Origin of the sequence: Stenotrophomonas maltophilia R551-3, from assembly GCF_000020665.1 — a bacterium.
Taxonomy (GTDB): domain Bacteria; phylum Pseudomonadota; class Gammaproteobacteria; order Xanthomonadales; family Xanthomonadaceae; genus Stenotrophomonas; species Stenotrophomonas maltophilia_L.
In genome coordinates this window covers 968093-991480 of sequence record NC_011071.1, presented here as the reverse complement: position 1 = coordinate 991480, position 23388 = coordinate 968093, and the positions used below count along the sequence as shown (strand labels likewise).

The following is a 23388-nucleotide window of genomic DNA, read 5'->3' as shown; positions in this document are numbered from 1 at the left end:
GGCATGTGAATCACACGCATTATTTTCATGACGCGCGTCAAATAAAATGCGTGAAGAAAATCATCTTGCCGAAAATGCATATACCTGCTGCAGGCGGAGATTCCCTTCTCCGCCCAACCAAATGCACTCAGCTGCTCGAGAGTTTCATCAGCACCAGGCCGGAGACGATCAACAGTGCCGCGCCGATCCGCATCGGGCTGACCTGCTCGCCGAGGAAGACGATACCGACCACGAAGGCGCCGACCGCACCAATACCTGTCCAGATCGTGTAGGCGGTACCCAACGGCAGGCTGCGCATCGCCACCGCCAGCAGCCAGAAGCTGGCGATCATGCCGATGATGGTGACCACGGTGGGCGTGAGTTTGGTGAAGCCTTCGGACTGCTTCATGGACACGGCCCAGACGATTTCCAGCAGGCCGGCGAACAACAGATAGATCCAGGCCATGACAGCCCTCCTCTTGGTAGGGCCAGGCCGTCCTGGTCATTGATTCCCGATGTGGGGGAGGTCGTTCCTCCTGGCCGGCATTCTAGCAACGACGGTTGGCCCGGGCCGTTGCCGGCGGGCACGGGTTACAACCGATTCAGCGCGTGAAGCTGGCGTCGGCGTGCATGCCTGGGCTAGAATACGCCTCTGCCATCGGCCAACCGATGTGCAGTCCGGCTGTGGTCTCCGGCGCGACGCGCGCTGCTTCCCCTGATCCGCGAACTGGCCGCCTTCTGGGCGGCCAACGTCTCTATGGTGGCCCCGTCGGCCCCTCGCGACGCTAGGTCGAAAATCCCGCCAGGGCCGGAAGGCAGCAACGGTATCGATCGACGCGGGCGCCGAGGTCAGCCGGCGGGGCCACCGCCTTTTCGGGCGCTGCCCCACTTCTGGTAGCTGCCAACCGTGGTTGGCCCTTTTCGCCGGGCATGGCCCGGCGCTACCGATGCCCTCAACCCTGCCCGGCGCTACCGCGCCTCAGGCGTGCCCTGGTGGAACACCACCCGCCATTCCTGCGCATGCCGTCGCCACAGCGAACTGCGCAACACCCAGCCCTGGGCCTGGCCATCAACGTGGTAGCGGCTGCGGTAGCGCACCTGTGCCAGGCCATCGGACAGCAGCCACACGGCATAGTCGCCCGATTCAATCCCGACCTCCGAGCGCTCCTGCGGAATCTCCTGCAACGCAGCGACACGCCCATAGCAGCGGCCGGAACTGCCGATCTCGCTGAAATCCTCGTCCAGAAGTGCCGCCAGACGCTCGCGGTCACCGCGCACCTGCGGCTCGTGCAGCGCACGCTCCAGCGCTTCCAGTTCGGCGGCCAGCGCCGCATCGGCGGGCCGGCCGGCGCCGCTCACGGTGGGTCCTGGGCCAGGACGTGCGGTGCGGTCGGATTGGCCAGCGGCACGCACTGCCCTGGCTGGGCCACGCGGTGTCCACGCGCGGCCAGCGCCTGGCCGTCGGCCTCGCTGGCGTAGTGATAGAGCATCATCCGCGCCTGCAGCTCAGCGCTGTACTCGCGCTCCAGGTCTTCCACGCCGGTATGCGACGGGTTGCCGTGCAGGCCGCAGTCATGCGCGATCAGCTCGTTGTCACCGGCATAGCGCGCCAGCATCTCCGGAATCGGCCGGGTATCGCCGCTCCAGGCCAGCGCACCCTGCAGGCGCAGGCCATAGGCGGTCTCCGGCCAGTGGTGGCGTACCGGGAACACTTCCAGGCGCACGCCCTCGTGCCAGAACGCCTCGCCCACCACGATCAGCTGGAACGCGTCCCAGAAGTTGGCACCGCCCTCGGCCAGCACGTTCGGGTAATCGCCGATGCGCTTGTGCAGCAGAGGCACCACCGGCGCCGGCACGTACAGGCGCACCTTGCCGCGTCGCTGCCCGCTGAAGAAGGTGTCGACGAACAGCCGTTCGAAGCCGGCCACGTGATCCAGGTGCACATGGGTGACGAACAGCGCCTGCGGCATGTGCCCGTAGTGCGCCTTGAACGCGGTCAATCCCTCGCCACCGCAATCGATGGTCAGCCACGGCCGGCCATCGCGCTCGATCACCGACATCGGCGACCCCAGCTCAACCGCCGACGCATTGCCGACGCCAAGGAAACGCAACGACCAGTCCATCAGGTGCCCCGGTTCCAGGCCATGTCATAGGCGCGGCGCAGCCGCACGTAGTCCTTCTGCACGTCTTCCACGCTACGCTCGCCGCGCAGCTTGATCAGCGAGCGCAGCAGGCGCTTCAGGTTACGCTCGCGCCAGGCGGTGGCCGGAATGCGGATCACCCCACGGTCGAAGTCGATCAACCAGCCATGGCCATTGCCATCGAACAGGATGTTGTGCGCGTTGAGGTCGGCATGATCCAGCCCGGCCCGGTGGAAGCGGGCGATCAACCGCCCCGTCTCTTCCCACGGCGCACCACGGCCGGCGACCAGCGCGCGGTCGGCCAGCGAACGCACGCCCTCGATCCGCTCCATCAGGATCGCCGCCCGGTAGCGCAGGCCCTCGCGCATGTAGAACGCCGCCAGGGGCCGGGGTACCGGCAGCTTCTTCTCGCGCAGTGCGCGCATCAGCCGGAATTCGGCGAAGCTGCGGGTCCGGTCTGCGCCGCGCCAGAGGTACTGGTCATGGCTGATTTTCGCCGCCAGGCCGCCGCGCAGGTAGTGGCGCAGGACGCTGGCACCGAACGGCGCATCGATGAACCAGGCGCTGCCACGGCCACCCTCGCCCACCGGCCGGGCCTTGCTGCCCCAGTGCTGGGGCGAGAACAGGTCGGCCTCGGCTTGCCGCAGCCGCTCGCGGTCGAACAGAATGGCCCCGATGCCGCGACCCTCGCGGCATGGCGTCAGCGCTTCATTGGCGTCGAATGCGACCATTTCTTTGAGTCTAACAACACATGGCATCAGCGTCCTCCTCATTGTGCCTCCTGCGCCTGTCCGCACTCGGCGATGTCACCCACGTGGTGCCCTTGGTGCGCACGCTGCAGGCGGCGCGACCGGACACGCCGATCCACTGGATCATCGACAAGGCCGGCCACAAGCTGCTGGACGGCCTGCCCGGCGTGACCTTCCATGCCTACGACAAGAAGAGCGGCATGGCCGGGGTCAAGGAACTGCGCAAGCAGCTGCCACCGGGGCGTTTCGAGGCCCTGCTGCAGATGCAGGTCGCGTTCCGCGCCAACCTGCTGTCGGCGTTCATTCCGGCCGAACGCCGCATCGGCTATGACCGCAGCCGCTCCAAGGACCTGCATGGTCTCTTCATCAACGAACGCATTCCCGACCGCCCCGGCATCCACGTGCTCGACGCCATCGGCAGCTTCTGCGAGCCGATGGGCCTGCGCCAGACCGAGGTCAGCTGGGACCTGGCCGTGCCGCCGGCGGCCCGTGAGTGGGCCGCCGCGCAGTGGCAGGACGATGGCCGTCCGGTGCTGATGATCTCGCCGTGCTCCAGCCACGTGCGCCGCAACTGGTACGCCGACCGCTATGCCGCCGTCGCCAACCACGCCGCACAGCGCGGCTGGCAGGTGGTGCTGTGTGGTGGCCGCAGCGAACTGGAGCGCAGCATGGCCGACGCGATCCTGGCGCAGCTGGAAACCCCGGCGCTGGACCTGGTCGGCAAGGACACGCTCAAGCAGCTGCCTGCCCTGCTTGCCCGCGCCAACCTGGTGATGACCCCGGATTCGGGCCCGATGCACATCGCCAACGCGATGGGCGCCAAGGTACTGGGCCTGCATGCGGCCAGCAACCCGAACCGCAGCGGCCCGTATTCCGACCGCCGCTACTGCGTGGACCGCTACGACGATGCCGCGCGCAAGTACCTAGCCAAGCAGGCCTCGGATCTGAAGTGGGGCACCAAGATCGAGTTCGACGATGTGATGGAACTGATCACCGTGGAAGACGGTATCGCTGCGTTCGAGCGCTACGTCGCCGACCACCTGGGGTGAGCGGCAGGCTGCCCCGGATTACGCGCGCTGCGCGTAATCCTGGTACGACTTCTCTTCCACGTACGCCGAACCCAGCGCCAGGTTGATCGCCTTCTTGATGCGCGCGCGCTCGTCGTTGCGAAGGTAGACGCTGCGCGCCAGATCAATGAAGCCCTGGTCGAACGCCTGCGCCTTCTCCTTCAGGCGGATGTCGTCCTCGATGTCCCACAGCTGCTCGTTGACCGTCTTCAGCTCGGCCCGCAGCCGGGCGATGTCCTTCACCGCCGCCGGGTGCGCCATCCAGGTCTGCTCCAGCGCCGACAGCTCCTTGCGCACGTTGGCCAGCTTGCCTTCGTCGCTGATGCGCTCGGACTTGATCTGCAGGATCGATATCTTGTCCAGCAACTCGCCGAAAGAAACAGGAACAAGGATTTCAGCGGTCATGGGGGCACGCTCCAACAGGTGATGCGCACATGGTAACCCGCGCGGCGCGGACGCTTCGCCTCTTCGTTGCATGGGTCCTCCAGGCAGGACTGGGGGAGAACGCCCTGTCCATCCGTTAGTGATCGGGAGAGACGGCCTGCGTGCCGGACTCTCCCGGCCCGACCCTGACGGACTGGAGCGCGGCACACCCTGCGCTCACGCCGTAACGCGTTGATATCACGCGATATCAGCACGTTCATGCAGCGGGGTAGCGGCGGGACCGCACTTCACCCCTCTGCCGTGGAACTTCGCATGCACCCATTTCCCGCCCTGCCCGCCCACCGCAAAGCCATCCTCGGCAGCGCCCTTCTTGCAGCGCTCCTCGGCATGGCGGCCGCGCCCGCAGCCCGTGCCAGTGCCTTCCATGTGAATGGAGACACGCTTTACTACACCGGCAATGTGCTGGCGACCGACCCCGGTACGCTGGAGGCCTATGTCCTTGCCGCCAAGGCACGCGGCACGCCACTGCGCCAGGTGGTGTTCCGCAACTCACCCGGTGGCGCCGCCTCCGGTGGCGTGGGAATGGGCGCCATCATCCGCCAGCACGGGCTGGATACCGTGTTGGACGGCGGTTGCTACTCGGCATGCGCGGATGCTTTCGTCGCAGGCGTGAACCGGAAGGTGACGCAGTTCGGCCTGCTGCCAGCACATGGCAACTACACCCAGACCGTGCTGGGGATCCATGGTGAATCCGGCCCCAATGGACCCACGCCCTATCCGGGGCAGGACAAGTACATCAAGTATTACCGGGACATGTTCGGCCCCACCGATTTCGCAGTCATCGAAGCACGCATCATCCAGGCCCACTACGAACTGACCCAGCAATCGGGCTTCCTGCGCTATTTCGACCCCACCACCGTGGCCGTGGCCACGCGCTTCTGCCCGACCCGTGACCAGAGCGCTGCAGGCAACTGCACTGAATATCCAGGTGTCACGATGTACAGCGATCGCGTGGTGACCGAGGCCGGCTACGTGATGCCGGGCGATGTCCTCTCCGTCGAGAAGGAGGTGAGTGGGGATCTCAATCCGCATCTGGCGGTTCGCGGTCGCTACACCAACGCGGTCGCCAACCTGCGCTACTTCCAGCAGTCGGCGTCGGACATCCGGCTGGACGATGCCTTCGGGGTCATCCGCATCGGCAAGGGCGGCGTCTGGTCATTGGATACTCCTTCCGCTGCCCAGTACGTGGTCGTGGACGGTGGCACCCTGCGGCTGCAGCAGAATGGCTGGATACATCACGCCGAAGCCATCGGTGCCCGTAATGGTGGCCGGATCGAACTACAGGGCGGCGCGCTGCGCAACCTGACCCTGGTCGAACGTGGCGGTGTACTTGCCGGCCACGGCTCGTTGAATGCCACGATCGACATCAACGAAGGCGGCACGCTGGCACCGTCCGGCATCGTCATGCGCCCCTACTCGCTGGAAGCGCTGGCACCAGGCGGCGACGACGTTTTCACCAGCGAACGCTTCCGGATCGGAAAGGGCCGCTACATCAACCTCAATGACGGGGCGAACCTGGCCTTCCAGGTCGACAGCCAGCGCACCGCACCGTCACTGACGCTGGAAGAGGCCCGTTACTTCCTGGTCGAGGAGGACAGGCGATCGAGCGACTACAACCTGATCGGAAACATCAACCGCGCAGTACTGGGCATTGCGCCCACTGCCAGGCTGACGCTGGACGTGAAGCAGGCATTCTTCCCTGCAGGGCAGGAGAACCATCTGGTGGGAACCCAGGTGGATTCCGCCGCCCTGCAATTGCCTGTCGCCCCCTGCAGCCCATCCAATGGCGAGTACGCAGGCCTGTGGTGCCGAACGGCTACGCCCGCCACCCTGACCCGCCCGGCTCCGGTATCGGACTTCATCGAAGGACGCTTCCAGTACGTTGAACGCAGTGGCGAAGCGGGGAGCGCGGTTGATCTCACGGCGCCGGGCGCCGTGTTCCGTCCCCGCCACAACTCGCTGCTCAGCTTCACTGTCAACCAGACCGGCAGCGGCCTGTGGCTGACGGCCAATCCTTCCTTCGATGACACCGGCCTGTTCGCCAATGCTCGATCCGGTGATGGGTTGGGCGTTGCTCTGCAACAGGCAGCGGCACAGCGCACGGCATCGATGAGTAGCCTGCTGGGCGCTCTGCAGTTCGCCGACCGCGACGTCATCGCGCGCCAGGCGGGGGCGCTGCGCGGCGATGCGCATGCCAGCCTGCGCCTGGCCGACAACGCACTGGTCGGCAGCATCGGCAACGTGGTGCAGCAGCATCAGGCCGCATCGCGCAGCGGTGGCGATGCCGATGGCCTGGCGGCACAGGCTGCACAGGCGGCGTCGGTGCAATCGGCGATGACCGGCAATCGGCTGTTCAACCAACTGGCGATGCATCTGGTCGCACCATCGGATGCAGGCAACGATACGGACGATACGGGCCGCAACCGTGGTCTCTGGGCGCGGGGTTTCGCCAGCCATGGCCGTATCGAGGGTGACGGCGGTGTCGCCGGCCTGAGCCACACCATCGGTGGCATTGCGCTCGGTGCCGATACCCGCCTCGCAGACGACCGCGTAACACTGGGCGTAAGCCTTGCCGCGGCCGACATGTCGACAAAATCCAGCGGTGGCGCAGGCTTCACTGGCGATGTCCGTGCACTGGATATTGGCGGCTACGTGGATGCGCTCTACTCGCGCGGCTACCTGTCCGCTGCCGTCCGCTACACCGATCTTCGCCACGACACCCGCCGCAGCATCGATGGCATCGACGGCCTGCAGGCTCCCCTGCGCGCGAAATACAACAACGATGCGATCACCGCACGCGTGGAGCACGCGTTCTCCTTCACCACGGGCAAGGGTCTGGTGATCCAGCCGCTGCTGCCAGTGATCGACTACACCCGCACCTCAGCCACGCGCTTCAACGAGGGCCAGGACGCGGCCGCACTGGTCGGCCGCAGTGGCAGCCTGGAGAGCATCCGCGTAGGTGCCGGCCTGCAGTTGTTCAAGACGTTCGAAGGCAACAGCGGCGAGCGCATCACCCCGCGTGCCCGCGTGGTCTGGCAGAAGGAACTGGGCGATACCCAGGCCCGCTACAGCACCTCCTTTGCTGCCGCCCCGGACCTGTTGTTCGGCAGCAGCAGCCAGGTGGTGGGCGAACAGGTGCTGGCCTGGAACCTGGGCGTGACCAGTCGTGCCAGCGAGCGGCTGTCGATCATGGTCGACTACGTGGGCGAGCGTCGTGACGGGCAGTCCCAGAACGGCGTACAGCTGGGGCTGGGCTACAGGTTCTGAGCAGAAGTCATCAATGCCCCATCCACCACGCACGGAACCATCTGGAGCAACAAGCCCCTCTGTTGAGGGGCTGCCCCGACAGGGGCGGGGAGAGGCCGGCAAAGGGAGAGGCCCAAAGGTTGCGCAGCAACGTGTGGGGCGGCGCGCAGAGCACGTCGCGTCCCGCACCAGATATAGAAAAAGGGCTGCCGAAAGGCAGCCCTCTTCTGTTCCTGCAGAGACAAGGAAGTCATCAATGCCCCATCGACCACGCACGGAACCATCTGGAGCAACAAGCCTCTCTGTTGAGGGGCTGCCCCGACAGGGCGGGGAGAGGCAGGCAAAGGGAGGGGCCCGCAGGTTGCGCAGCAACATGTGGGGCGACGCGCAGAGCGCGTTGCGTCCCGCGCCAGATATAGAAAAAGGGCTGCCTTTCGGCAGCCCTCTTCTGTTCCTGCAGAGACAAGGAAGTCATCAATGCCCCATCCGCCACGCACGGAACCATCTGGAGCAACAAGCCCCTCTGTTGAGGGGCTGCCCCGACAGGGGCGGGGAGAGGCCGGCAAAGGGAGGGGCCCACAGGTTGCGCAGCAACGTGTGGGGCGGCGCGCAAAGCGCGGCGCGTCCCGCGCCAGATATAGAAAAAGGGCTGCCTTTCGGCAGCCCTCTTCTGTTCCTGCAGAGACAAGGAAGTCATCAATGCCCCATCGACCACGCACGGAACCATCTGGAGCAACAAGCCCCTCTGTTGAGGGGCTGCCCCGACAGGGGCGGGGAGAGGCCGGCAAAGGGAGGGGCCCACAGGTTGCGCAGCAACGTGTGGGGCGGCGCGCAGAGCGCGTCGCGTCCCGCGCCAGATATAGAAAAAGGGCTGCCTTTCGGCAGCCCTCTTCTGTTCCTGCAGAGACAAGGAAGTCATCAATGCCCCATCGACCACGCACGGAACCATCTGGAGCAACAAGCCCCTCTGTTGAGGGGCTGCCCCGACAGGGGCGGGGAGAGGCCGGCAAAGGGAGGGGCCCACAGGTTGCGCAGCAACGTGTGGGGCGGCGCGCAAAGCGCGGCGCGTCCCGCGCCAGATATAGAAAAAGGGCTGCCTTTCGGCAGCCCTCTTCTGTTCCTGCAGAGACAAGGAAGTCATCAATGCCCCATCGACCACGCACGGAACCATCTGGAGCAACAAGCCCCTCTGTTGAGGGGCTGCCCCGACAGGGGCGGGGAGAGGCCGGCAAAGGGAGGGGCCCACAGGTTGCGCAGCAACGTGTGGGGCGGCGCGCAGAGCGCGTCGCGTCCCGCGCCAGATATAGAAAAAGGGCTGCCTTTCGGCAGCCCTTTTTCTATATCTGGCGGAGAGGGGGGGATTCGAACCCCCGAGGCGCTATAAACGCCTGCCTGATTTCGAGTCAGGTACATTCAACCACTCTGCCACCTCTCCGGGTGGTCCCCGGCGGACCGGGGACGCGCATCATACGAGGAAGTGAGGCCGACGACAAGTCATTGCGGCCAACCCGATGAAAATTTCGCGGGCGCATGCCTTGCCGGATCCCGGCCGCCACCCGATGATGCCTGTCTCCCCCCGCAATACCGCGCCCGTTGCCCACCATGATCGAATTCGGACATCTCACCCATCCCGGCATGCGCCGCGAGCTCAACGAGGACACCTACTACGGTGACAGCGAGCTCGGCCTTTGGCTGGTGGCCGATGGCATGGGCGGGCACGCCTGCGGCGAGGTCGCCAGCGCGCTGGCGCGCGAAACCATCGTGCGCGAGATCCGCCGTGGGGCACCGCTGGCGCAGGCCATCCGTACAGCCGATGAAGAAATCATCCGCGCCTCGCGCCGCCGCAACGACACCCTGCCGATGGGCACCACCGTGGTCGCCGCACGCGTGCACGGCAACCGCTATGAAGTAGCGTGGGTCGGCGACAGCCGTGCCTACCTGTGGCGCGACGGCCAGCTGGCCCAGCTCAGCCAGGACCACAGCGTGGTGCAGGAACTGGTCGCCCAGGGCAACCTGACGGCCGAACAGGCACGCGCGCATCCGCATCGCAACGTGGTCACCCAGGCACTGGGCGTGACCGATCCGGCGCATCTGAACGTGGCCACCACCAGCGGCGAACTGCGCCCGGGCATGCAGCTGCTGCTGTGCAGTGACGGCCTGACCGAGGAAGTGGACGACCGCGGCATCGCGCGCACCCTCGCCTTCGACGACGCCAGCGCGCAGGAATGCGTGGATACGCTGGTCGCGGCCGCGCTCGATGGTGGTGGCCGCGACAACATCAGCGTGATCCTGGTGCGCTGCCACTAACCGGTAGATCCACGCCATGCGTGGATGCGACGCTGCCGGCCAGCGGCCGGCACTACCCCACCCCAGGCATTACGCGCTGGCAGGCTCTTCCACCTTCGGGCCATCCCACAGCGCGTGGCCGGCCTTCTTGCGCAGCCGTTCCAGGCGTGCGGTGTGCGCTTCCAGTTCCGACGGCGTAGCCACCACGCGCGGGCGCGGCAGCAGCTTGCTGGTATCGAAAGCCTGCAATGCCGCACCGGCAGCGCCTGCCTCGTCATCGCCCAACCCGAAACCGATCTCTTCCTGGCCCGAGGTCAGGGCGATGTAGACGTCGCCCAGGATCTGGGCATCGAGCAGGCCGCCGTGCAGTGCGCGGTGCGAATTGTCCACGCCCAGCCGCCTGCACAGCGCATCCAGCGAGTTGCGCTGGCCCGGGAAGCGCTCGCGCGCCATCACCAGGGTATCGATCACCGTGCAGCGGTCGGTGATCTTCCCGTACTGCGGCCCCAGCAACGAAAGCTCATTGTCGAGGAAGCCCAAGTCGAACGCCGCGTTGTGAATGATCAGTTCGGCGCCATCGATGAACGCCAGGAACTCGTCGGCGATCTGCGCGAAGTCCGGCTTGTCATCGAGGAACTCCAGGGTCAGGCCGGTGACTTCCTGCGCGCCCTGTTCAAACTCGCAGTCCGGCTTGATGTACTGGTGGTAGTTGTTGCCGGTCGGTCGGCGCTTGAACAGCTCCACGCAGCCGATTTCGACGATGCGGTTGCCCTTCTTCCACTCCAGGCCGGTGGTTTCGGTATCAAGGATGATCTGACGCATGGGCTCAGTTTACCGGGCTGGAGTCGCGGATCTGGATCGCCGCGTTGCGGGCCAGGGTATCGACCCGCTCGTTGTCCGGGTCGCCGGAGTGGCCCTTCACCCAGCGCCAGTCGATCTGGTGGCGCAGCGTGGCCGCGTGCAGGCGCTCCCACAGCTCGCGGTTCTTCACCGGATCGCCGCCGGCGGTCTTCCAGTTCTTGCGGATCCAGCCGGGCATCCACTGGGTCAGGCCCTGCCGCACGTACTGCGAATCGGTGTAGAGCACGATGTCGCACGGCTCGGTCAGCGTTTCCAGGCCGGAAATGGCCGCCATCAGCTCCATCCGGTTGTTGGTGGTGTGTGCTTCGCCACCGCTGAGCTCTCGCTCATGGCCCTTGTAGCGCAGCAACGCGGCCCAGCCGCCCGGACCGGGATTGCCGAGACAGGATCCGTCGGTATGGATTTCAATGGTTTTCAATACAACTCCAGAATCAGGTAGCAACAGTGCCGTGCCAGCGCACCGGCAGCGGTTTCGGCCCAGGCAGGGCCAGCGTGCGTTTTTCGGCATGGAACAGGCAGGCCGCGCGCAGCGGCGCCCAGCCGCCGGGACGACGGCTGCCGCCGCCCTGCCAGAGCGGGCCGAGGTAGCGCATATCCTCGCACTCCAGGCCATGGCGGCCGAGCAGCAGACGGATCCGCTGCGGCGTGCGCACCACCAGCCCATGCTGGCGCCAGCGCGTGCGGTACGGGCTGAACGGATTGAGGCTGCTCAGCCACAGGTGGCCGCCCGGCATCAACACGCGTTCGCACTCATCCAGCAGCTGGTCGGCATCGGCGGCGACCACATGCTGCAGGACGATGGCGTTGACGCTCTCATTGGCCAGCGGCAATGGCAGGGCGCAACGGGTATCGCCGGCATAGCCCTGCCCCTGCCGGAACAGGCGCAGCCCGCGTCCGCCCAGCTGCGCATCGTCCAGCCAGGCCGCACTTGGTGCGATCCACAGCCACGGCTGCGTCGGCAGCACCGACAGCTGCGGCAGCAGCAACTGCCGCTCCAGCACGCGCAATGCCACCGCCGGTTCGCTGTCGAACCACGGGGCCTGGCTCGCTTGACGGGTGCTCTGCAGCGCGGGCATGGTCCAATTCTATGCGACTGACTGCCCTGACCGCATTTGCGGACAACTACATCTGGATGCTAATCGACGACGATGGTGCGGCCGTGGTCGTCGATCCCGGCGACGCCGCGCCGGTGCTCGCGCTGGCCGACCAGGGCCTGCGCGTGGACAGCATTCTGCTCACCCACCACCACGATGACCACATTGGCGGCGTGCCCGCACTGCAGGCGCGTTTTCCCGGCGTGCGGGTGATCGCGCCGGTCGAGGAGCGCATCCCGACGGCGACCGAACGGGTGGGCGAAGGTGAACGCGTTCAGGCACTGGGCCGGATGTTCCACGTACTATCCGTGCCCGGGCATACCCGCAGCCACATCGCGTTTCACACTGCTGAACACCTTTTCAGCGGAGATTCGTTGTTCAGCCTGGGCTGTGGACGCCTGTTCGAAGGTACGCCGTCCCAGCTGCTGGCATCGATGCTGAAGCTGGGTGCCCTGCCCGCGCAACTGCTGCTGTGTTGCGCTCATGAGTACACCGTGTCAAATGCCGTCTTCGCGCGGCATGTCGACCCCGCCAACGCTGCCCTGTGGCAGCGCCAAGAGGAGGCTTTGGCCATGCGCCGCGATGACCGTTCCACCCTGCCGGTAACCCTGGCCAACGAATTCGACTGCAATCCCTTCCTGCGTGTGCACACGGCGCCGATCCGTGCGTCGGTGTCGGCACACCTGGGCCGTGACGTCGTTGACGACGTCGACGTGATGGCCGGTCTCCGGCATTGGAAAGACGGCTTCCGCGCATGATGCGCCGAAGTCTGCCGCTGGCCCTGGGGCTTGTCCTGGGGTTGGCCGGAACCGCGGGCGCGCAGTCGCTGGGCGCCGGCATCAGCCAGAACCTGACCGCCGCTGCGGCGCTGCCGCTGGATCCGTCCGCGCTGCCTGCGCCCTCGGTGCGCAATGGCCAGGAGATCTTCACCAGCTTCCGCGATGGCCTGGCCGAGCCCAGCTGCGATGCCGAGGCCACCAGCCCGCGCTGGCAGAAGCAGTTCGCCCACGCGCCTTCCCGCCTGGCCAACCAGGATGACGACGCACTGGTGCTGTTCGGTTACGTGGTTGAAGAACTGCGCAAGGCCAACCTGCCCACCGAATTCGCCCTGATTCCCTTCGTGGAAAGCGGCTACCGGCCCAATGCCCGCAACGGCAGCGGCCCGACCGGCCTGTGGCAGTTCATCGCCACCACCGCACGCAACCATCGCGTGCCGATGGCCAACGGCTATGACGGCCGCCTCTCGGCGGTCGATTCGACCCAGGCCGCGGTGCGTTACCTCAAGACCCTGCACGGCATGTTCGGTGGCGACTGGCGCCTGGCCACCATGGCCTATAACGCCGGCGAGTACCGCGTGCTGCAGTCGCTGCGCAAGGCTGGCATGAATGCGCAGAACGCCAAGCCATCGGCGCTGCCCGGCCTGTCGCCGGTCACCTATGCCTACGTCGAGAAGCTGCATGCCCTGGCCTGCGTGCTGGAAGACGTGGAAGACCAGCCCCGCGTGATGGCCTCGCTGGACCGCACCGTGCCGGTACTGAAGGACCACACCCTGCCGGCCGGCACCAGCGTGCAGCAGTGGGCCTCACAGCGTGCCCTGGACCCGGCCAGGATCGCCCGCCTCAATCCCGCCCTGGCAGGCGGTGGCCGCGCCTCCGGCACCACCCGCGTGCTGGCGCCGGTCTCGGCCGCCAATGCGACAGTGGCAGAGACTGCCACCGCGCTGGTCGCCAGCGCCGCGCCGGTCGCCGCAGCCGCGCCGACACCGCAGGTGGCCAAGACCGTCGCGGCCATCGCCGACCGTCCGCGCAGCCGTCGCCACACCGTGCGGAATGGCGAGTCGGCCTGGACCATCGCCCGCCGCTACGGCATGCCGGTCAAGGCCCTGCTGTCGCTGAACGGCCTGAGCGGCAGCAGCGTGCTGAAGCCGGGCGCGGTACTGCGCGTCGAAGACTGACGCGCCAGCCAAGCACTCCCTGTAGAGCCGAGCCCACGCTCGGCTTTTTCTTGCGCGTTGCGGCTGCTTCGACATGCTTCTCGTAGAGTCGAGCTTGCTCGACTCTGCCTCCACATGTGCAGTCGAGCAAGCTCGACTCTACGCACCCACACCAACAAAAAAAGGCCCGGCAATGCCGGGCCTTTCTCGTTCCTGCAAACCGATGAGGCTTACAGGTTCGCTTCGGTGGTCTGGATCACGAACTTCTTGCGCATCGCCTCGATGTAGGCCTTGGCTGCGGCCATGCCGTCGATCTGGCTCAGCTGGTCCTTCAGCTGCTTCTGCTGCTCGGCGGTCACTTCCTTGATGTCGCCCGGATTGACCTTGTTCACTGCGAACAGCAGCGCGTGGCCGTTGACGTCAACCTTGCCGTAGCTCGGCTTGCCTTCGGCCGGAACCGGCGCGCTGAAGATCGCGCGATTGATTTCCGGGGTCGGCACCGGCTGGCTGCGCGGCAGGCCCGGCATCGGGCTCAGCTGCAGCTTCTCGCTGGCGGCCAGCGACTGCAGGGTGGCGCCCGCCTTCAGCTTGGCCAGCACGGCGTCGGCCGCCTTGTCGCTGGCCTGGCGCTGGCGGTCGGCGCGGATCGCGGCGATTACCTGCTCGCGGGCCTTGTCCAGTGGCATCGCTTGTTCCGGGGTGTGTGCAGCCACGCGGATAACCACACTGTGGTTGGTGGCGCCCCCCAGAGCGATCGGGTCGCTGGCGGTGCCGTCCTGCACCAGCACGTCGGAGAACGCGGCACGCAGCACGGCCGGATCGGTGGCAATACCGCTGGCGGTGGCACGGGTGATCGGGCCCAGAGTCTGCAGCGGCAGGTTCACTTCCTTGGCCGCAGCGGCCAGATCGCTCGGGCTCTTGTTGATGGCGTCGACCAGGCGACCAGCCAGCTCGTTGAAGCCGCGCTCGCCGTCGGCCTTCAGCTGCTCTGCGGCGAGCGTGTCACGCACTTCCTCGAACGACTTGCCTTCGCCACCGCGCACGGCGGCGACCTTGATGATGTGGTAACCGAAGTCGGTCTTCACCGGGCCGATCACGTCACCCGCCTTGGCGGCGAACAGGGCGTCTTCGAACGGCTTGACCATTGCGCCACGCTCGACCCAGCCCAGGTCACCGCCCTGCTCCTTCGAACCCGGATCTTCCGAGTTGGCCTTGGCCAACGCGGCGAAGTCGGCGCCGGCAGCCTTGGCCTCGGCAGCGATCTTGTTCGCCTTGGCTTCGGCACCGTCACCGGTCAGCAGGATGTGCGAGGCCTGGCGCTGTTCCGGCGAGGTGAACTTCGCCTTTTCGTCTTCATAGCGCTTGCGCAGGGTGGCTTCGTCGGCCGCGGTCGGCGCCGGCAGGTTGCCACCGTTGATCTCGACGTACTCCAGCGACACGCTCTCGGCCTGGCGGAAATCCTTGCCATGGCTGTCGTACCACTGCTTGATCTGCGCGTCGGTGACCGGCGCCGTATCGGCCGGCACTTCCGGCAGCGCGGCCAGCTCCACGTCGCGGGTTTCACCCAGCAGCTTCAGCAGGCGCTCGGTTTCGGCCTGGGTGACGAAGCCGGAGTTCTGCAGGCCGGAAGGAATCACCGACTGCTGCAGGCTCTCACGCACCAGTTCCTGGAACTGGGTAGGGGTACGCGGCGGATTGCCGCCGGCCAGGGCCAGGCGGTAGTTGTTCTCGTTGAACTTGCCGTTCGAATCGAGGAAGGCCGGGATGGTGGTGATGTACTCACGCACCGCGCCATCGCCGATCACGACACCGGCCTGCTCGCCGACCAGGCGCACGACCTGCTCATCGATCAGCTGATCGAGCACGGCCATCTTGCTTTCATTGCTTTCGAACGCACGCGGGTCGAAGTTCTCACCCTGCTGCTGGCGCTCGCGCATGCGCTCCTGTTCGAAGCGGGTGCGGAAATCCTGCGCACTGATCTCATGGTGCTGCCACAGCATCCGCACCGGCCACCACGACGGGGCCGAACGCCACCAGGTCGGAGGCGCGGAAACCTTGGCCACGTTCTGTGCGCCAACGCCACCCAGGTAGCTGTTGTCGATCACGAACAGGAACGGAATCATCAGCAGCCCCAGGATCACAGTGACGATCCAGCCTGAGGTCTTGTCGCGGAGTTTCTGCAGCATGGTGAGGAATCACAAGGCCTGATTGGCGAGCCCGGCAGTGTAACCCGCTTCGCCGCAGGGACCAAAAGCAGCCCCGGCGCGGCCTGCGCCACATCCTCGCAGCAACGCGCCGCTGGCAGATGCATGCTTCGCGTCCGACCGCGCGAACGACACAAAGAAAAAGCCCCCGGCTTGCGCCGAGGGCTTTTAAAGTTGGCGGAGCGGACGGGACTCGAACCCGCGACCTCCGGCGTGACAGGCCAGCATTCTAACCAGCTGAACTACCGCTCCGCGCTGAAACTTTGCAGGCGCCCAGTATATCCGAAGAGACCCTGGAAACCCAGCCCTGTGAACACTTTTTTCAAAGTTTTTTCACAGGGACTTAAGAATTCTGCAATGGCGGAGCGGACGGGACTCGAACCCGCGACCTCCGGCGTGACAGGCCAGCATTCTAACCAGCTGAACTACCGCTCCGTTCTTGCAAAAACCTTTTCGTCTTCCTCCCGGACCTGCCGGGGAGAAGACAAGGCCCCCAGCTTTCGACCGGGGGCCTCGATGTAATGGCGGAGCGGACGGGACTCGAACCCGCGACCTCCGGCGTGACAGGCCAGCATTCTAACCAGCTGAACTACCGCTCCGCATTGTTACCCTTTTTTGTTTTCTGCCCGATCTGGACCGGGGAGAAAACAAAGCCTCCAGCTTTTGGCCGGAGGCCTCGTTGAATGGCGGAGCGGACGGGACTCGAACCCGCGACCTCCGGCGTGACAGGCCAGCATTCTAACCAGCTGAACTACCGCTCCACACTCAAACTTTTACCGCGGTGCTGTGGTGGGTGCTGAGGGTTTCGAACCCCCGACCCTCTCCGTGTAAAGGAGACGCTCTACCGCTGAGCTAAGCACCCCAGCGAGCCGCTTAGTTTACAGCATCCTTCAGGGCCTTACCAGCCTTGAACGACGGATTCTTCGAAGCAGCGATCTTGATGGTGTCGCCGGTCTTCGGGTTGCGGCCGGTGCGGGCAGCACGGTCGCGAACCTGGAAGGTACCGAAGCCAACCAGGGTGACCGCATCGCCGTCCTTCAGCGCCTTGGTGACGGCAGCAACGACGGCATCGACAGCGCGGCTGGACTCGGCCTTGGTCAGGTCGGCAGCTTCAGCAACGGCATCGATCAATTCGGTCTTGTTCATTCTCTACAACTCCTTTGGCGGTGGGTTCCGCAGATTCGACAGGGAAGCAACCGCACGCCTTCTGCATGCGGCCGCCATGTGGAAACGGTTCGCTGATTCAGTCATCGCCGACAGCGATCACTCATTCGCGAGTGCTGCTTTTATACCAGTGGCCCTACCCCCACGCAAGCTGGAAAGCCAGCAACGACGCGGGTTTCAAGCCATTGGACAGCGCGCGTCAATGCTTGACGCGCGCGCTTCCACTCGGTTTGGCCTTGCTGCGCACCGTGACGCGTTGCGCACTCTTGCGCGCCTTCTTCGGTGCCAGCGGACGCTCCAGCGCCAGGTCCAGGACTTCTTCGATGTACTTCACCGGCACGATCTGCAGATCGCGGGTGACGTTGGCCGGGATGTCGGCCAGGTCCTTGCGGTTCTCTTCGGGGATGATGACGGTGCGGATACCGCCACGCATTGCGGCCAGCAGCTTCTCCTTCAGGCCACCGATGGCAGTGACGCGACCACGCAGGGTGATCTCGCCGGTCATCGCCACATCGGCACGCACCGGCACCTTGGTCAGCATCGACACCAGCGAGGTGACCATCGCGGCACCGGCGCTGGGGCCGTCCTTCGGCGTGGCGCCATCGGGCACGTGCACGTGCACGTCGTGCTTCTGCAGGAAGTCGCTGTCGATGCCGAAGCCGACGGCGCGTGAACGCACCACCGACAGCGCCGCCGATGCCGATTCCTTCATCACGTTGCCGAGCTGGCCGGTCAGGATCAGCTGGCCCTTGCCCGGCACCAGCGTCGATTCGATCTGCAGCAGATCACCGCCCACTTCGGTCCAGGCCAGGCCGGTGACCAGGCCGATCTCGTTCTCTTCCTCGGCGCGACCGAAGTCGAAGCGACGCACGCCCAGGTACTTGTCCAGGTTCTTGCCGGTCACGCTGACCAGCGCCTTGGACTTCTTCGCACCCTTCTTCGCCTTCACCGGCTGCGGGCCGGCCAGCGCGATCTCCTTCACCACCTTGCGGCAGATCTTGGCGATCTCGCGCTCCAGGTTGCGCACGCCCGATTCGCGCGTGTAGTAACGCACGATGTCCTGGATGGCATCGGCGCCGATTTCCAGCTCTTCCGGCTTCAGGCCGTTGGCCTTGATCTGCTTGGGCGACAGGTAACGGGTGGCGATGTTGAGCTTCTCATCCTCGGTGTAGCCGGGGATGCGGATCACTTCCATGCGGTCCAGCAGCGGGCCCGGAATGTTGAGTGAATTCGAGGTAGCCACGAACATCACTTCGGACAGGTCCAGGTCCACTTCCAGGTAGTGGTCGTTGAAGGCGTTGTTCTGCTCCGGGTCCAGCACCTCCAGCAGCGCCGACGACGGATCGCCACGGAAGTCCATCGACATCTTGTCGATCTCATCCAGCACGAACAGCGGGTTCTTGCTGCCGACCTTGTTGAGGTTCTGCACGATGCGGCCCGGCATCGAACCGACGTAGGTGCGGCGATGGCCACGGATCTCGGCTTCGTCGCGTACGCCGCCCAGCGACATGCGCACGAACTTGCGGTTGGTGGCCTTGGCGATGGACTGGCCCAGCGAGGTCTTGCCCACGCCCGGCGGACCGACCAGGCACAGGATCGGCCCCTTCATCTGCTTCACGCGTGACTGCACCGCCAGGTACTCAAGGATGCGTTCCTTGACCTTCTCCAGGCCGTAGTGATCGGCGTCGAGGGTGTCCTGCGCAGCCTTCAGGTCCTTGCGCACCTTGCTGCGCTTCTTCCACGGCACGCCCAGCAGCCACTCCAGGTAGTTGCGCACCACCGCCGCCTCGGCAGACATCGGCGACATCTGCTTGAGCTTGTTCAGTTCGTTGCGCGCCTTGGTTTCCACCGGCTTGGGCATGCCCGCTTCGGCGATCTTGCGGGCCAGCTCTTCCAGCTCGCCCGGCGCGTCGTCAAGGTCACCCAGTTCCTTCTGGATGGCCTTCATCTGTTCGTTGAGGTAGTACTCGCGCTGGCTCTTTTCCATCTGCGACTTCACGCGGCCGCGGATGCGCTTTTCCATCTGCTGCACGTCGATCTCGCCGTCGACCAGGCCGACCAGCATCTCCAGGCGGTCACCCACCGCCAGCGTTTCCAGCAGGCGCTGCTTGTCGGACAGGCGCACGCTGATGTGCGCGGCGATGGTGTCGGCCAGGCGCGCCGGCTCATCGATGCCGGACAGGGTCTGCAGCAGTTCCGGCGGCAGCTTGCGGTTGGTCTTCACGTACTGCTCGAACAGCGACATCAGCGAGCGGGCGATGGCCTCGACCTCGCGTGCTTCGCGTTCGTCGGTCGCGTCGATTTCCACGGCCTGGCCGTGCAGCGAGCCGTTGCGCTCGTCGACGTGGGTCACCTGCACTCGCGACAGGCCTTCGACCAGCACCTTGATGGTGCCGTCGGGCAGCTTCAGCAGCTGCAGCACCTGCGCCAGCGTACCGACCTGGTAGAGGTCGGCCGCATGCGGGTCATCGGTCTCGGCCGACTTCTGCGCCAGCAGCAGGATGCGCTTGTCCGCTTCCATTGCCTGTTCGAGTGCGTGCATGGACTTGTCACGACCGACGAACAGCGGGATGACCATGTGCGGGAACACCACTACGTCGCGCAGCGGCAGGACCGGCAGGTCGAGGGTTTCACTTGGGGAACGGGCCATGGGGGCTCCAGGGAAGGGGAAAACCGCCTCCGGGAGGGCATCTTCCGGAGACAAAAAAAGCCGATGGCCCCGTTATGGGGCCATCGGCTTTCAGATGCAAGGCGTTCGTTTAAAATCCTTTCAAATCAAAAACTTGAAAGGATCACTCGGCGCCTGCGGCTTTCTGTTCAGGGGCCGCCGGGGTCTGGTAGATCAGGTACGGCTCGGACTTGTGCTCGATCACCGACTCGTCCACCACCACCTTGCTGACGTTTTCCTGCGACGGCAGGTCGTACATGGTGTCCAGCAGGACCGATTCGACGATGGTGCGCAGGCCACGGGCGCCGGTCTTGCGCTTGAGCGCCTTCCTGGCAATGGCCGACAGCGCGTCCGGACGGAACTCCAGCTCGACGTTCTCCATCTCGAACAGCTTCTTGAACTGCTTGGTGATGGCGTTCTTCGGCTCGGTCAGGATCTTGATCAGGGCCGGCTCGTCCAGCTCCTCCAGGGTTGCCACCACCGGCAGGCGGCCGACGAACTCGGGGATCAGGCCGAACTTGATCAGGTCTTCCGGCTCGACTTCAGCCAGCACCTTGCCCACTTCCTGCTTGCGCTCGGCGCTCTTCACCTTGGCGCCGAAGCCGATGCTGCCGACGTCGGTGGAACGGGCCTGGATCACCTTGTCCAGCCCGGCGAACGCGCCGCCGCAGATGAACAGGATGTTCTTGGTGTCCACCTGCAGGAATTCCTGCTGCGGGTGCTTGCGGCCGCCCTGCGGCGGAACGCTGGCCACGGTGCCTTCGATCAGCTTCAGCAGGGCCTGCTGCACGCCTTCGCCGGACACATCGCGGGTGATCGACGGGTTCTCGCTCTTGCGCGAGATCTTGTCGATTTCATCGATGTAGACGATGCCCTGCTGCGCCTTCTCGACGTCGTAGTCGCACTTCTGCAGCAGCTTCTGGATGATGTTCTCCACGTCCTCGCCCACGTAACCGGCTTCGGTCAGCGTGGTGGCGTCGGCCATGGTGAACGGCACGTTGAGCAGGCGGGCCAGGGTCTCGGCCAGCAGCGTCTTGCCCGAACCGGTCGGGCCGACCAGCAGGATGTTCGACTTGGCCAGTTCGACCTCGTCGTTCTTCTGCCGGCTCTCGATGCGCTTGTAGTGGTTGTACACGGCCACGGCCAAGGTGCGCTTGGCACGGTTCTGGCCAATCACGTACTGGTCGAGGACCTCGAGGATCTCGCGCGGCTTGGGCAGCGAGCTGCGCGCCGACTGCGCCTTTTCCTCAAGTTCCTCACGGATGATGTCGTTGCACAGCTCCACGCATTCATCGCAGATGAACACGCTCGGACCCGCAATCAGCTTGCGCACTTCATGCTGGCTCTTGCCGCAGAAAGAGCAGTAGAGGATCTTGCCGGTGTCCGTGGAACGACCTTGGCGGTCTTCGCTCATGCTTCGCTTACCCAGTTACCCCACCCGCTGAACGGGGGTTCGATTCGAGAATAGCACAGGGCCGGAGGGACACCAGTCCCGCCCGACCCTGCAGGAACGGGGCCTCCAGGGCCCCGTGATGATGGCTCAGCCGGCCTGGATCGACTCATCCGGACGACGCTCCAGGACCTGGTCGACCAGACCATAGGCCTGTGCCTCGAACGCGCTCTTGAAGTTGTCGCGCTCGGTGTCGCGGGCGATCGTCTCCAGCGACTGGCCGGTGTGCTTGGCCAACACTTCGTTCAGGCGCGAACGCAGGGTCAGGATCTCACGCGCGTGGATGTCGATGTCGGTGGCCTGGCCCTGATAGCCACCCAGCGGCTGGTGGATCATCACGCGCGAATTCGGCAGCGCATAGCGCTTGCCAGCTTCGCCCGCTGCCAGCAGCAGGGCGCCCATCGAGGCGGCCTGACCGATGCAGGTGGTGCTCACATTCGGCTTGATGTACTGCATGGTGTCGTAGATCGCCATGCCGGCGGTGACCACGCCACCCGGCGAGTTGATGTAGATGTTGATGTCCTTTTCCGGGTTTTCCGATTCCAGGAACAGCAACTGCGCCACCACCACGTTGGCCATGTGATCGTCGATCGGGCCCACCAGGAAGATCAGGCGCTCCTTCAACAGGCGCGAATAGATGTCGTAGGCACGCTCGCCGCGGCTGGTCTGCTCGACCACCATCGGAACCAGGTTCAGGGCTTTGGTTCGGTTGTCCATTACGTGAGGTACCTATCTTGGGGGAAAACAACCCCGCGCCGGGACAGGCGCGGGGCATCCGGTGATCCGCCCCGGCTTACTGGCGGATCGCGTCCTGGAACGACAGCTTCTCTTCGGTGTGCTGGGCACGCTCGGCGATCCAGTCGATCACCTGCTCTTCCATCACGCGGTTCTGCAGGCCAGACATCAGCTGGGGGTCATTGCGGTACATCTCAATGACCTGCTCCGGCTCTTCGTAGGTCGAGGCGATCAGGCGCATCGTTTCGTTCAGGCGCTTGGCTTCCAGGCGCAGGTCGTTGACGCGGGCCACTTCGCCGACCAGCAGGCCGACCAGCACGCGCTTGGCAGCAGCGTCCTTGAAGCCTTCATGGGCATCGGCCGGAATCTCACCAACATTCTGGCCGTTGCGGCGGATCTGCTCGACCTGCTGGGCCAGCATGGCGCGGGCTTCGTTCTCGACCAGGCGCGGCGGCATTTCCACCGAGGCGTAGGCCGCGATCAGCTGCTCGCCCACTTCGCGGCGCAGGCGGTTCATCAGCGCACCCTTCAGCTCGCGCTCGAGGTTGGCGCGGATGTCGCTACGGAACTGCTCGACGTCGCCGCCCTTCACGCCGAAGCTCTTGATGAAGGCTTCGTCGACCGCCGGCACGACCGGCTCGGACACTTCGGCAACCTTCACGGTGACCTGCACGGTCTTGCCGGCCAGCACCGGCACGCGCCAGTCAGCCGGGAACTCGACATCCAGGGTCTTCTCTTCACCCTTGGCCAGGCCGACCAGACCCTTCTCGATGGTCTCGAACATCATGCCCTGGCCGAGCACGATCGAACCCTTCTCGGTGCCTTCGGCCGGCAGGCGCTCTTCGCCGGCCTGCGACCAGGTTTCCACCGCGACCAGGTCGCCATCCTGCGCGCCACGGCTGACCGGGGCCCAGGTACGACGCTGGTTCTGCAGGTTCTCGATCATCTGGTCGATGTCGGCATCGCTGATCTCGGCGCTGTGGCGCACGACGGTCAGCTTGCTGACGTCGATATCGCCGAAGTCCGGCACCACTTCGACGGTGGCCACGAAGGAGAACTCACCCTCCTCGCCCTTGTCGATGCGCGGGCTGCCGACGATGCGCAGGTCGTGCTCGCGCACGGCCGCATCGAAGGTTTCGCGCAGCAGGCCATCCAGCGCCTCACCACGGACCTGCGCGCCGAAGCGCTGCTCGATCACCTTGGCCGGCACCTTGCCCGGACGGAAACCCTTGATGCGGGTGGTACGGGCGATTTCGCCCAGGCGGCCGACGATGTGGCTCTGCAGACGGTCTTCCGGCAGCGAGAAGCTCAGGCGGCGTTCCAGGTTGCCGGTGGATTCGATCGAAGCTTGCATGTTGACTCCTGCC

At 65.4% G+C, this 23388-nt stretch carries 19 protein-coding genes, 6 tRNA genes and 1 other RNA gene; 6 read left to right on the top strand and 20 right to left on the bottom strand.

The genetic code is table 11. The features are described from left to right. Positions 1–127 precede the first annotated feature (127 nt). Positions 128–445, bottom strand: a complete 318-nt coding sequence (locus tag SMAL_RS04410; RefSeq protein ID WP_004146694.1) for a DMT family transporter — start codon at positions 443–445, stop codon at positions 128–130. A gap of 300 nt (positions 446–745) precedes the next feature. Here SMAL_RS04410 and ffs point away from each other — a divergent pair. Further along, positions 746–842: signal recognition particle sRNA small type (gene ffs, locus SMAL_RS20700), an RNA gene on the top strand. 106 nt (positions 843–948) lie between these two features. Here ffs and SMAL_RS04405 read toward each other — a convergent pair. The 3 genes from SMAL_RS04405 to SMAL_RS04395 are packed head-to-tail and all read right to left on the bottom strand — an operon-like array spanning position 949 to position 2851. After that, positions 949–1338 (bottom strand): nuclear transport factor 2 family protein, encoded by a 390-nt coding sequence (locus SMAL_RS04405; protein ID WP_012510205.1) that lies wholly within the window; start codon positions 1336–1338, stop codon positions 949–951. Then, positions 1335–2102 carry an MBL fold metallo-hydrolase gene (locus tag SMAL_RS04400; RefSeq protein WP_012510204.1) on the bottom strand — a complete coding sequence of 256 codons (768 nt, stop codon included), beginning with the start codon at positions 2100–2102 and terminating at the stop codon, positions 1335–1337. Before SMAL_RS04400 ends, SMAL_RS04405 begins: the two co-directional genes overlap by 4 nt. Beyond that, positions 2102–2851 carry a 3-deoxy-D-manno-octulosonic acid kinase gene (locus tag SMAL_RS04395; protein WP_012510203.1) on the bottom strand — a complete coding sequence of 250 codons (750 nt, stop codon included), beginning with the start codon at positions 2849–2851 and terminating at the stop codon, positions 2102–2104. Before SMAL_RS04395 ends, SMAL_RS04400 begins: the two co-directional genes overlap by 1 nt. Positions 2852–2871: 20 nt before the next feature. Between SMAL_RS04395 and SMAL_RS04390 the strand changes: the two genes are divergently transcribed. After that, entirely contained in the window at positions 2872–3918 is a 1047-nt protein-coding gene (locus tag SMAL_RS04390) for a glycosyltransferase family 9 protein (RefSeq protein ID WP_012510202.1), read from the top strand. A gap of 18 nt (positions 3919–3936) precedes the next feature. Here SMAL_RS04390 and SMAL_RS04385 read toward each other — a convergent pair whose 3' ends face one another. Further along, positions 3937–4341, bottom strand: coding sequence for a DUF6165 family protein (locus tag SMAL_RS04385; RefSeq protein WP_012510201.1), 405 nt, complete (start codon positions 4339–4341; stop codon positions 3937–3939). Between the two features lie 291 nt (positions 4342–4632). Between SMAL_RS04385 and SMAL_RS04380 the strand changes: the two genes are divergently transcribed. Continuing rightward, a complete protein-coding gene (locus SMAL_RS04380; protein ID WP_012510200.1) occupies positions 4633–7647 on the top strand; it encodes an autotransporter outer membrane beta-barrel domain-containing protein in 3015 nt (1004 codons plus the stop codon). A 1323-nt stretch (positions 7648–8970) separates the two neighbouring features. Here the strand turns inward: SMAL_RS04380 and SMAL_RS04370 are convergent. Then, positions 8971–9061: transfer RNA gene (locus SMAL_RS04370), tRNA-Ser, on the bottom strand. A 167-nt stretch (positions 9062–9228) separates the two neighbouring features. On the opposite strand from SMAL_RS04370, the gene SMAL_RS04365 reads away from it, so the two are divergent. Continuing rightward, a complete protein-coding gene (locus tag SMAL_RS04365; protein ID WP_004146411.1) occupies positions 9229–9933 on the top strand; it encodes a PP2C family protein-serine/threonine phosphatase in 705 nt (234 codons plus the stop codon). 69 nt (positions 9934–10002) lie between these two features. On the opposite strand, the gene dnaQ is transcribed toward SMAL_RS04365, so the two are convergent. The 3 genes from dnaQ to SMAL_RS04350 are packed head-to-tail and all read right to left on the bottom strand — an operon-like array spanning position 10003 to position 11849. Further along, on the bottom strand, positions 10003–10734 hold the full coding sequence (gene dnaQ / locus SMAL_RS04360; protein WP_004146409.1) for a DNA polymerase III subunit epsilon: 732 nt from the start codon (positions 10732–10734) through the stop codon (positions 10003–10005). 4 nt (positions 10735–10738) lie between these two features. After that, the gene (gene rnhA / locus SMAL_RS04355) at positions 10739–11191 is read right to left on the bottom strand and encodes a ribonuclease HI (protein WP_012510199.1); all 453 of its coding nucleotides are present in this window, start codon (positions 11189–11191) and stop codon (positions 10739–10741) included. Between the two features lie 13 nt (positions 11192–11204). After that, positions 11205–11849, bottom strand: coding sequence for a methyltransferase domain-containing protein (locus SMAL_RS04350; RefSeq protein WP_012510198.1), 645 nt, complete (start codon positions 11847–11849; stop codon positions 11205–11207). 11 nt (positions 11850–11860) lie between these two features. Here SMAL_RS04350 and gloB point away from each other — a divergent pair, with 11 nt between their 5' ends. Beyond that, positions 11861–12625 (top strand): hydroxyacylglutathione hydrolase, encoded by a 765-nt coding sequence (gene gloB, locus SMAL_RS04345; RefSeq protein WP_012510197.1) that lies wholly within the window; start codon positions 11861–11863, stop codon positions 12623–12625. Next, positions 12622–13821 carry a lytic transglycosylase domain-containing protein gene (locus SMAL_RS04340; RefSeq protein WP_012510196.1) on the top strand — a complete coding sequence of 400 codons (1200 nt, stop codon included), beginning with the start codon at positions 12622–12624 and terminating at the stop codon, positions 13819–13821. Before gloB ends, SMAL_RS04340 begins: the two co-directional genes overlap by 4 nt. Positions 13822–14030: 209 nt before the next feature. Here the strand turns inward: SMAL_RS04340 and SMAL_RS04335 are convergent, their stop codons facing one another. The 11 genes from SMAL_RS04335 to tig form a co-directional block, all read right to left on the bottom strand. Beyond that, positions 14031–15986: a peptidyl-prolyl cis-trans isomerase gene (locus tag SMAL_RS04335; protein ID WP_012510195.1), complete on the bottom strand. Its 1956-nt coding sequence runs from the start codon at positions 15984–15986 to the stop codon at positions 14031–14033. A gap of 193 nt (positions 15987–16179) precedes the next feature. Beyond that, positions 16180–16256, bottom strand: a tRNA-Asp gene (locus tag SMAL_RS04330). Between the two features lie 106 nt (positions 16257–16362). Then, positions 16363–16439 (bottom strand) — tRNA-Asp (locus SMAL_RS04325). 87 nt (positions 16440–16526) lie between these two features. After that, positions 16527–16603: transfer RNA gene (locus tag SMAL_RS04320), tRNA-Asp, on the bottom strand. 85 nt (positions 16604–16688) lie between these two features. Beyond that, a tRNA-Asp gene (locus tag SMAL_RS04315) sits at positions 16689–16765 on the bottom strand. A gap of 26 nt (positions 16766–16791) precedes the next feature. Beyond that, positions 16792–16866 (bottom strand) — tRNA-Val (locus SMAL_RS04310). 11 nt (positions 16867–16877) lie between these two features. Then, positions 16878–17150 (bottom strand): HU family DNA-binding protein, encoded by a 273-nt coding sequence (locus SMAL_RS04305; RefSeq protein ID WP_004146343.1) that lies wholly within the window; start codon positions 17148–17150, stop codon positions 16878–16880. Positions 17151–17367: 217 nt separating this feature from the next. Beyond that, entirely contained in the window at positions 17368–19818 is a 2451-nt protein-coding gene (gene lon, locus SMAL_RS04300; protein ID WP_012510194.1) for an endopeptidase La, read from the bottom strand. A 142-nt stretch (positions 19819–19960) separates the two neighbouring features. Continuing rightward, positions 19961–21250 carry an ATP-dependent Clp protease ATP-binding subunit ClpX gene (clpX, locus tag SMAL_RS04295; protein ID WP_004146319.1) on the bottom strand — a complete coding sequence of 430 codons (1290 nt, stop codon included), beginning with the start codon at positions 21248–21250 and terminating at the stop codon, positions 19961–19963. A gap of 126 nt (positions 21251–21376) precedes the next feature. Beyond that, complete coding sequence (gene clpP / locus SMAL_RS04290; protein ID WP_004146318.1) at positions 21377–22003, bottom strand: ATP-dependent Clp endopeptidase proteolytic subunit ClpP; 627 nt, start codon at positions 22001–22003, stop codon at positions 21377–21379. Positions 22004–22079: 76 nt separating this feature from the next. Next, positions 22080–23375 carry a trigger factor gene (gene tig / locus SMAL_RS04285; protein WP_012510193.1) on the bottom strand — a complete coding sequence of 432 codons (1296 nt, stop codon included), beginning with the start codon at positions 23373–23375 and terminating at the stop codon, positions 22080–22082. Between the last annotated feature and the right edge of the window lie 13 nt (positions 23376–23388).